This is a genomic window from Streptomyces sp. NPDC057654, assembly GCF_042800135.1.
Classification (GTDB): Bacteria; Actinomycetota; Actinomycetes; order Streptomycetales; family Streptomycetaceae; genus Streptomyces.
In genome coordinates, this window is the sequence record NZ_JBHVHQ010000316.1 from 1 (window position 1) to 8760 (window position 8760).

Annotated in this window: 7 protein-coding genes; 4 read left to right on the forward strand and 3 right to left on the reverse strand. The window is 72.9% G+C overall.

Annotation, left to right across the window (positions count from 1 at the left end):
- Together ACFU99_RS22595 and ACFU99_RS22600 are read right to left on the reverse strand one after the other, a co-directional pair.
- A partial coding sequence (locus ACFU99_RS22595) for a rhomboid-like protein (RefSeq protein WP_384394726.1) occupies window positions 1-840 on the reverse strand: 840 nt, incomplete at its 3' end.
- Window positions 837-1841: an Lrp/AsnC family transcriptional regulator gene (locus tag ACFU99_RS22600; RefSeq protein ID WP_384394728.1), complete on the reverse strand. Its 1005-nt coding sequence runs from the start codon at window positions 1839-1841 to the stop codon at window positions 837-839. The genes ACFU99_RS22595 and ACFU99_RS22600, both read right to left, overlap by 4 nt.
- Window positions 1842-1973: 132 nt before the next feature.
- Between ACFU99_RS22600 and ACFU99_RS22605 the strand changes: the two genes are divergently transcribed.
- Window positions 1974-3596, forward strand: a complete 1623-nt coding sequence (locus tag ACFU99_RS22605; protein ID WP_384394730.1) for an MFS transporter — start codon at window positions 1974-1976, stop codon at window positions 3594-3596.
- A gap of 46 nt (window positions 3597-3642) precedes the next feature.
- Here the strand turns inward: ACFU99_RS22605 and ACFU99_RS22610 are convergent, their stop codons facing one another.
- Window positions 3643-4533: a LysR family transcriptional regulator gene (locus ACFU99_RS22610; protein WP_384394732.1), complete on the reverse strand. Its 891-nt coding sequence runs from the start codon at window positions 4531-4533 to the stop codon at window positions 3643-3645.
- A gap of 177 nt (window positions 4534-4710) precedes the next feature.
- On the opposite strand from ACFU99_RS22610, the gene ACFU99_RS22615 reads away from it, so the two are divergent.
- The 3 genes from ACFU99_RS22615 to ACFU99_RS22625 all read left to right on the forward strand — a co-directional run bounded on the left by ACFU99_RS22615 (window position 4711) and on the right by ACFU99_RS22625 (window position 8665).
- Complete coding sequence (locus ACFU99_RS22615; protein WP_384394734.1) at window positions 4711-6294, forward strand: AMP-binding protein; 1584 nt, start codon at window positions 4711-4713, stop codon at window positions 6292-6294.
- 252 nt (window positions 6295-6546) lie between these two features.
- The gene (locus tag ACFU99_RS22620) at window positions 6547-7257 is read left to right on the forward strand and encodes a FadR/GntR family transcriptional regulator (protein ID WP_384394736.1); all 711 of its coding nucleotides are present in this window, start codon (window positions 6547-6549) and stop codon (window positions 7255-7257) included.
- Window positions 7258-7396: 139 nt separating this feature from the next.
- The gene (locus ACFU99_RS22625; protein ID WP_384394738.1) at window positions 7397-8665 is read left to right on the forward strand and encodes a CynX/NimT family MFS transporter; all 1269 of its coding nucleotides are present in this window, start codon (window positions 7397-7399) and stop codon (window positions 8663-8665) included.
- Window positions 8666-8760: the final 95 nt, after the last annotated feature.

The following is an 8760-nucleotide window of genomic DNA, read 5'->3' on the forward strand; positions in this document are numbered from 1 at the left end:
GCGGAGGCGGGAGAAGGACCGGCGGAGTTCGGACAGCGGCGGGAAGCGCCAAGGGCGGCGGCCCCGGGTCAGCGGCCAGGCGGCCAGGCCCAGCGCCAGCGAGATGGCATGGCCGATGTCGGTGTAGCTGGCGTCCGCGAGCAGGGGGAGGGCGAAGAAGAGCACCGCCCCGGTCCCGTACAGCCAGCGCCAGGGGTGCGGGAAGCGGTAGGTGAGGAGGCCGGCAGCGGCGGCGAGGCCGTAGGAGACGCCGATGTCGACGACGTGCTTCATCGAGTGCGGCAGCGAGTGGTCGCGGATGGCCAGGAGCAGGACCTCCTGGCTGATCAGCGTGGCCGCGATATGGGCGAGGGCGACCGTGAGGAACCAGCGCAGGGTGCCGACCCAGCGCTCGACGTTGGCGTGGACGAGCTCGAAGAGACCCGCGTAGAGGAGGAACGAGGACGGGCTCTCGATCCAGAACCCGCTGATCAGCAGCGCCTGTGTGGGGTGCTCGTTCAGCTCGTGGATGTTGCTGCTGGTGCGGTGCAGGAGGAAGGTCTCCAGGCCCTGGCTCGCGGCGGCGATCACGAGGCTGGTGATGCCGATGATGAGCAGCCAGATGTGGGTGCCGGGGGCGGAGCGTACCCATGCCCGTACCGCTCGTACGGCGCGTGCGCCCAGCGGGAAGTCGGCGGAGACGGCCCGCGCGCCCCGTGCGAGCGGGTCGAGATCCTGCCGGTCGGAGTCCCGCCGGTCGGGTTCCTGCCGGTCGGGTTCCCGCCGGTCGAGATCCCGCCGGTCGAGATCCCGCCGGTCCGGTTCGCCCGGCCCCGGGCCGGCCCGCTTGCCGCCGGTCATGGCCGGCCGCGCCGCCGTGGTGCGGCGAGGTACGGGCCCGCGGCCTTGATCTGCCGGATGACCGGGGACGTCTCCATCCGCTGCACGGCCGACAGCGAGGCGACGCTCGACGTCAGATAGGCGTACAGGGCCCGTACGTCGGCGCAGACGGCGACGGCCATCAGGTTGTACGGGCCGGTGATGGCGCAGGCGAAGGCGATCTCGGGGTGGCGGGCCAGCGCCTCGCCGGTCTCGTGCAGAGCGGCGGGCGGCACGGCGAGCATCAGGGTGACGTGCGTGCCCTGGCCCCACGCTCGGGGGTCGTAGTCGATGTCGAAGAACAGGGCGCCCTGGGAGCGGAGCTCGGCGAGGCGGCGGCGCACGGTCGACTGGGACCAGCCGGTGACGGCGCTCAGTTCGGCGAGCGGGGCGCGGCCGTCGCGGGCGAGCGCCGCGCACAGCCGCTCGTCGGCGGCGCTCAGCACCGGCGGCGGGCCCGCGCCGGGCCCCGGCCCCGGTTCGTAGGCGGTCAGCCGCTCGATCTGGTCCGGGGTCAGCGACTCGGACTTGTTGACGAGCCCCTGCGGGCCGCCGAAGAACTCGTGGATGAGGCAGTGCGCGGAGATCCCGGTCACCTGGGGCGTGCGCGGCAGCTTCTCCAGCAGCAGCGCCTCGCTGCTGCGGTCGCTGGCGACGCGCGTGACGGCGGCGATCTCGGTGCCGCCGGACAGCATGCTCACCCAGGAGGTGTCGGGGCGGCGGGCGAGCGCCTCGGCGACGGCGGTGGCCGCGTCGGGCGTGCACTGGACCCGTACGAGCCAGACCGTCTCGCCGAGCACGCCCGGATCGGTGAGGCCGAGGATCTTGATCGCGCCGCTGGTGCGCAGCCGGGTGTAGCGGCGCGCGACGGTCTGGTCGGAGACGCCGAGCACCTCGGCTATCCGGCTGAACGGGGCCCGCCCGTCGAGCTGGAGTGCGTGGACGAGCCGCATATCGAACTCGTCTCGGATGTCGGTTTTCACCACATGAGGCTAACCGGTGTCGGATAACGCCGCCCCGCGGACCGTGGCTGTGAGCGGGAACGGGGTGCGACCGACGGTGGTGCCCACGGGGCCCGCGGCAGAGGACGGGCCGTCTCTCTTCGGGAGCATCACATGCAGAACCCGCGCAGCGGTCCGGACGGCGTCGCACGCGGCAAGTGGTGGCCGCTCGTCGCCATCACCCTCGGCAACTTCATGCTGCTGGTGGACGTCACCATCGTCAATACCGCCCTGCCCCAGATGGCACACGGGCTGAACACGTCCTTCTCCTCGCTCCAGTGGGTGATGGACATCTACGCGCTGGCGCTGGCCGCGCTGCTGATGGTGGCCGGTTCCGCGGCCGACCTCTTCGGCCGCCGCCGGCTGTACGTGCTGGGGCTGATCGTCTTCGCGGTGTCCTCGCTGGCCTGCGGGCTGGCCCCGGACGGGACCGTGCTGATCGTGGCGCGGGCCGTGCAAGGCGCGGGGGCGGCGGCGATGTTCGCCACCAACACCCCGCTGCTGATGGCGACCTATTCAGGCCGGGACCGCGGCGTCGCGTTCGGCGTGTGGGGCGGTACGGGCGGGGCCGCGACGGCGGTCGGGCCGCTGCTGGGCGGCGTGCTGACCGAGTACGCGGACTGGCGGTGGATCTTCTGGGTCAACCTGCCGCTGACCGCCGTCGCGGTGTGGGCCACGCTCCGTTCGGTCAAGGAGTCGCGCCTGGAGGCGACCGGTCCGCGGGGGACCCGGCCGGGCATCGACTGGCCGGGCGCGATCTCGTTCACGGTGTGCGCGGGGGCCCTGACGTACGGGCTGATGCGCGGCGGCGAGCACGGCTGGTCGGACTCCGGCACCGTGACGGCGCTGGTCGTGGCGCTCGCCGCGCTGGTCGTCTTCCTGGCCGTGGAGCGCCGGGCCCGGCAGCCGCTGCTGGAGCTGAAGCTGTTCCGCCGCCCGTCGTTCGCGGTGCTGATGGCGGCGGCCCTGCTGCTCCAGGCCGCGGCGTTCCCGTACCTCACCTACGCCGGGCTGTGGTTGCAGACGGTACTGGGTCTGTCCCCGATGCAGGCGGGGCTCGCGGTGATGCCGATGGCCGCGGTGTCGCTGGTGGTGGGCGCCGTGGGCGGCCGGCTGCTGCACCGGGTCGCTCCCCAGCTGCCGCTGGGCATCGGCATGGTGCTCATCGGCGCGGGCGCGCTGGCCCACTCGTTCCTCCTCTCCGCCGACTCGGGCTGGGCCACGCTCGCGCCGGGGCTCGCACTCGGCGGGCTCGGCGTCGGCATGTCCATGCCGGTGCTGGTCTCGGCCGCACTCGGCGCGGCCCCGCCGGAGCGCGGCGGCATGGCGAGCGGCGCGGTGAACACCTTCCGGCAGATGGGGTACGCGCTCGGGATCGCGATCCTGGGCATGGTCTTCGCGAGCCGGGTGCGCGGCGTGATCTCGGGCAGCGACGCGCTTCCGGCGGGCGCCGGGGGCCGGGCGGCCGAGGCGATCAGCGGCGGCCACTCGGGGGAGATCGTCGCCTCGGCCCCGGCGGGCGCGGCGCGGCACGGCGTCGAGTCGCTGGTCCACGAGTCGTTCGTGGCGGGGCTGGACCGCATCTGCCTGATCTCGGGCATCGTGGCGGTGGTCGCGGGGCTGGTGGTCCTGGCGGTGGTCCGCCGGAACGAGCCGGAGGGGGCGGCTCCGGCGGCGAAGACCGGCGACGGGGACGGGTCCGTGGAACGGCCGGACGTGGAGCCGGTGGGGGCCTAGCACCACGGGTGGGAGGCGAGGGGGCGCTCGGCCGCGCGTACGGCCGTCACGGCTCCGTCGGCGGCCGTGCCTTCCGCTCCACGGCGAGCGCCCTGAACTTCCGGGCAGCCGTGCAGAGATAGGTGTCGTGGCGCCAGACGAGGGACAGCGTGCGGTCGCAGCGCGGGGCGTCGATGCGGAGGATGGCGACGGGGACGTGGCCGAACGCGCCACGCGACATGGCGGGTACGAGTCCGATGCCGAGGCCGGCGCCGACCAGTGCCGGGGCCGCGCCGGGTTCGTCCCCCTCGCAGACGATGGTGGGCACAAGTCCTTCGGCCGCGAACAGGCGGTCCAGCAGGGCGCGTTGCCAGTGGCCGGCGCGGGTGGACACGAAAGGTTCGTCGGCGAGTTCGCGGATGGCGACGCGCTCGCGGCCGGCCAAGGGGTGACCGCGGGGGACGACGAGGAGCACCTCTTCGCGGAGCAGTTCGACGGAGTCGAGGGAAGAGCCCGTGAGGGGCTGCGAGGCGAGGCAGAAGTCGACTTCCCTGGAGCGGAGCTGGCGGCTCATGAGCTCGGCCGTGGACTGGAAGAGGCGGACTCGGACGTCGGGGTACCGGTTGCGGTACTCCGAGAGCAGGCCGGTGAGCGAGAGCAGCGTCTCGGAGGCGAGGGCGATCGTGCCGTGGTCGGGTCCGACCGCGTCGGCGAGTTCGCGGCGCGCGTCGTCGAGCTCGCCGAGCGCGCGGTCGACGCGGCGCAGAAAGGCGGTGCCGTACTGGTTGAGGCGTACCCGGCGGCCGTGCCGGTCGAAGAGCCGCACCCCGAGTTCGGCCTCCAGCCGGGCGATGGTGCGGCTCACGGAGGGCTGGGCGACGCGCAGTTCGGCGGCGGCCCGGCTGATGTGCTCGTGGCGCGCCACGGCCTGGAAGCAGCGCAGCGACAGGAGGTCCATGGGCGCGTCCTCGTCTCATGCCGTGTTCATGCCTTTCCGGACATGATCACATGGCGGAATTGGTCATGGAACGTATGAGGTTCGTGACCTACCGTCGATCTCGCAGGTCATGACGGACGGTGACGCACGCTCACCGCGCCGTTATTCGCACGACAACTCATAGAGGGGTCACAGCACATGAGCGATACCGACACCGCCGCTTCGCCGGATTCCGTCCCCGTCTCCCCCGCCTCCCCGACCCCGCCGGGTTTCGTGAGCTATGTGGAGACGATCCTGGCGGAGCTGGCGCGCGATCCGGGGCGTACGGTCGTGACGGCCGCGGACGGCGAGCGCGTCACGGCGGGCGAGTTCCGGGACCAGACCTACCGGATAGCGGCGGAGCTGGCCGCGCGCGGCGTCGGCCGCGACGTCACCGTCTCCATGCTCGTGGGCAACCGGCCGGAGGCGCTCACCGCGCGGTACGCGGCGAACCTGCTCGGCGCGCGCGTGGACTACCTCTATGTGGGCATGGCGCCCGAGGTGCTGGCGCGGGTCGCGGAGAGCGTCGACACCGAGCTGCTGCTCGTCGACCCGGAACTGGCCGAGGGCCCGGCGGAACTGGTGTCCCGGCTGCCCGGAGTGCCGGTCGCGTCCTTCGGCCCGAGCGGGCTCGGCGACGACCTGCTGGCGTGCGCGGCGCGCCGGCCGGCCGACCCGGTGGCCAACGCGGCCCGCCCCGAGGATTACTGGGGCATCCGGCAGACGGGCGGCACCACGGGCGTGCCCAAGGGGGTGTGCATGGCGCAGGGCCCGTACGCCGATTCGATGAAGTACCCCATCGCCGGCGCGGGCGACCCGTCCCGGTTCCTGGCCGCCACCTCGCTCGCCCATCTGTCCGGGGTGCTCGCCGACTACACGCTGACGTGGGGCGGTTCGGTGGTGCTGCTGCGGTCCTTCGACGCCGGTGAGGTGCTCGCCGCGATCGAGCGGGAACGGATCACCCATATGTGGCTGCTGCCCCCGCTGCTCTACGAACTCCTCGACCACCCGGATCTGGCCGCCACCGACCTGTCCTCGCTCAGCCGCGTCACCTACGGCGGCTCGCCGTCCTCGCCGAGCCGGCTGCGGCAGGCCCTGGAGGCGCTGGGGCCGGTGCTCTACGGCGCGTACGGGCAGTCCGAGGCGGGCTGGATCACCGAGGTGGGCCCCGGCGAGCACGAGTCGACGGACGACGACGGCCGGGTCTCGGTCGGCAGGCCGCAGGACGGCGTAAGGATCGAGATCCGCGACGAGGCCGGCAACGCGCTGCCGCCGGGCCGGGCCGGCGAGGTCCATGTGTCCACCCCGATGATCATGAGCGGCTACTGGAAGCAGCCGGAGCTGACCGCCCGGACCCTGCGCGACGGGTGGGTGCGCACCGGGGACGTCGGATATCTGGACGCGGCGGGCTATCTGTACATCGTCGACCGCATCAAGGACATGATCATCGTGGTGGGCGGCCACGTGTACCCCGGCGAACTCGAAGACCTGCTGCTCACGCACCCCGCCGTGGCCCAGGTCGCCGTCTTCGGGGTGCGCGGCGCGGACTCCGGGGAGCAGGTGCACGCCGCGATCGTCCCCGCGGCCGGGCAGAGCTTGGACCACGACCTGATCCGCGCGTATGTACGCGAGCACAAGGGCCCGATGTACGCGCCGGCCCACGTGCACACCCTGTCGCGCATCCCGCTGACCTCGGTGGGCAAGCCGGACAAGAAGCTGCTGCGGACGACGTTGGGGGAGTGAGCCCTCCTTAGCGGTGCGGGCGCTGCGGGCGCGTCTTCCCTGGACGGGGAGGCGCGCCCGACGCTTTTCGGCCATGGGTTGTAGGATGAATTCAGTTGTAGGATGACTGGGCAACCGGGCCACCGTGGAGAGGCTCTCCGGTGCCGTCGATCGGCCCATTCAGCACGGTCGGCGCGGTCGGCACTGTCGGCGCGGTCGGCGCGGTCGGCGCGGTCGGCACTATTCGACGTTTCGGGCATGGGGAGCATGCGCATGGCATTGCAGGCGGCGGGGCGGCAGTCCCTCGTGGACACCGTCGTCGATCAGCTGCGCGCGCAGTTGGCGGCGGGCGAGTGGCGGGTCGGGGAGCGCATCCCCGCCGAGCACGCGCTGGCCGAGCAGCTCCAGGTCGGGCGGAACACCGTCCGGGAGGCGGTGCGGGTGCTCGTACACGCCGGAATGCTGCGTTCCCGGCAGGGCGAGGGGACGTTCGTGGTCTCCATGGCCGACCCCGGGGACATCATGCGCGGCGTGCAGCGGGCCGGGGTCCGGGACGTGCTGGAGCTGCGGATCGCGCTGGAGGCGGAGGCCGCCCGGCTGGCCGCGCTGCGCCACGAGCCCGCCGACCTGGAGCGGATGGCGGCGGCGCTGGACGCGCAGACGCGGCTGGAGGACGCGGAGGGCCAGCCCTCTTCCGGGAGCCTGGAGCTGTACGCCGACCACGACGTGGAGTTCCACAAGGCCGTGGTCGAGGCCGCGCACAACGCCGCGCTGACGGCGACGTACGGCTGGTTCGCCAGCTCGGTGCGGGAGGCGCTGGTCTCCTCGCTCGGCGACCACGAGATGCCGAGGGTCATTCACGGCGACCACCGGGCCGTGCTCGACGCCATCGCGTCGGGCGACCCCGAGGCCGCCGAGCGCGCGGCGCGCGAGCTGCTCGCGCGTCCGAAACAGGCCGTCGAGGCGTTGCTGGCCGAACTCTGAGCGGGGCGGGGGCGGGGCCCAGGCCGCCTGGCAGGCGGCTGCCCACCCCGCGTGCCCGTCCACCCGTTCCCCGTCCACCGTCCACCCGCCCAATTACATGCATCCACCACCTAGGTACTCACATTCGGAGAGGCGAACCATGTCGGAGACGAGGTCCGAAGCACCACTGATCGACGCGGAGGAGGATTTTTCGCCCGCGCCACCCGTGGCCGAGGCCCGGCGTCGGCTGCGGGCCCACCCGACGCTGATCCTGCTCGGCATCGTGCTGGCCTCGCTCAACATGCGCGCCGCCCTCTCGGGCGTGTCCCCGCTGCTCGGCGAGATCGGCGATCACTTCGGCCTCACGGCCACCGTGAGCAGCCTGGTCACCACCATTCCCCTGGTCTTCATGGGCCTCGGCTCGATCGCCGCCCCCAAGCTGGCCCGCCGCTGGGGCACCGAGGCCGTGCTCTTCGGCGCGCTCGCGCTGCTGTGCGGCGGCATCCTGCTGCGCATCGCGCCGCCCGTCGTCGCGCTGTTCGTCGGCTGCGCGCTCGTCGGCACCGCGATAGCCCTGCTCAACGTGTTGATGCCGGGTCTGATCAAGCGGGACTTCCCGGAGAAGGCCGCGGGCATGACCGCGCTCTACTCCACCGCCATGATCCTCGGCGCGACCGCCTCCGCGGCCGCCGCCGTGCCGCTGGAGAACGCGCTCGGCGGCTGGCGCGGCTCGCTCGCCTCCTGGTCCGCACTGGCCGCGGTCGCGGCCGTCGTCTGGATCCCCCAGGTGATCATCGCCCGCCGCGGCACCAAGCACGGCGCTGCCGCCGCCATCCCGAAGCACCTCGTCGAGGACGGCCCGAACCTCTCGCGTTCGCCGATCGCCTGGCAGGTCACGCTGTTCATGGGCTCGCAGTCGCTGGTCGCGTACGTCTGCATCGCCTGGATGCCGACGATCTTCACCGACCACGGCATGAGCAAGAGCCAGGCCGGACTGGTCTTCGCCTTCAACACGCTGGTGCAGATGGTCGGTTCGTTCGTCGTGCCGATGCTCGCCGGCCGGATGCGCAGCCAGCGGATGCTGTCCGTCGGGGTCGTCGTCCTCATGGCGGCGGGCATCGCCGGCCTGCTGGTCGCGCCGGTGGCCGGGGCCTGGGTGTGGGCCGCGCTGCTCGGCGTCGGACAGGGCGGCGCGCTCGGCCTCGCCCTCACGATGATGGTGCTCCGCACCCGCGACGCCCACACCGCCGCCCGCCTCTCGGGCATGGCCCAGACCTGGGGCTACCTCCTCGCCGCCGCGGGCCCGCTCGCCCTCGGCGCCGTCCACCAGGTCACCGGCGGCTGGTCCACCCCGATCGCGATCCTCCTCGCGGTCTGCGTCGGCCTCGTCTTCCTCGGCCTCGGCGCCGGCCGCGACCGCAAGATCTGACCCCGGTCCTCACAGGTTCCGGTCGCCGTCCTCCGTGACGTCGCCGGACGGGCTCCATTGAGCCCGTCCGGCGATTGAGGACACGACACCCGGCC

Excerpts from the sequence above, each read along its gene's own strand:
- ACFU99_RS22625 (WP_384394738.1), top strand. The coding sequence starts at position 7,397 with ATGTCGGAGACGAGGTCCGAAGCACCACTGATCGACGCGGAGGAGGAT.
- ACFU99_RS22605 (WP_384394730.1), top strand. The coding sequence starts at position 1,974 with ATGCAGAACCCGCGCAGCGGTCCGGACGGCGTCGCACGCGGCAAGTGG.
- ACFU99_RS22620 (WP_384394736.1), top strand. The coding sequence starts at position 6,547 with ATGGCATTGCAGGCGGCGGGGCGGCAGTCCCTCGTGGACACCGTCGTC.
- ACFU99_RS22610 (WP_384394732.1), bottom strand. The coding sequence starts at position 4,533 with ATGGACCTCCTGTCGCTGCGCTGCTTCCAGGCCGTGGCGCGCCACGAG.
- ACFU99_RS22615 (WP_384394734.1), top strand. The coding sequence starts at position 4,711 with ATGAGCGATACCGACACCGCCGCTTCGCCGGATTCCGTCCCCGTCTCC.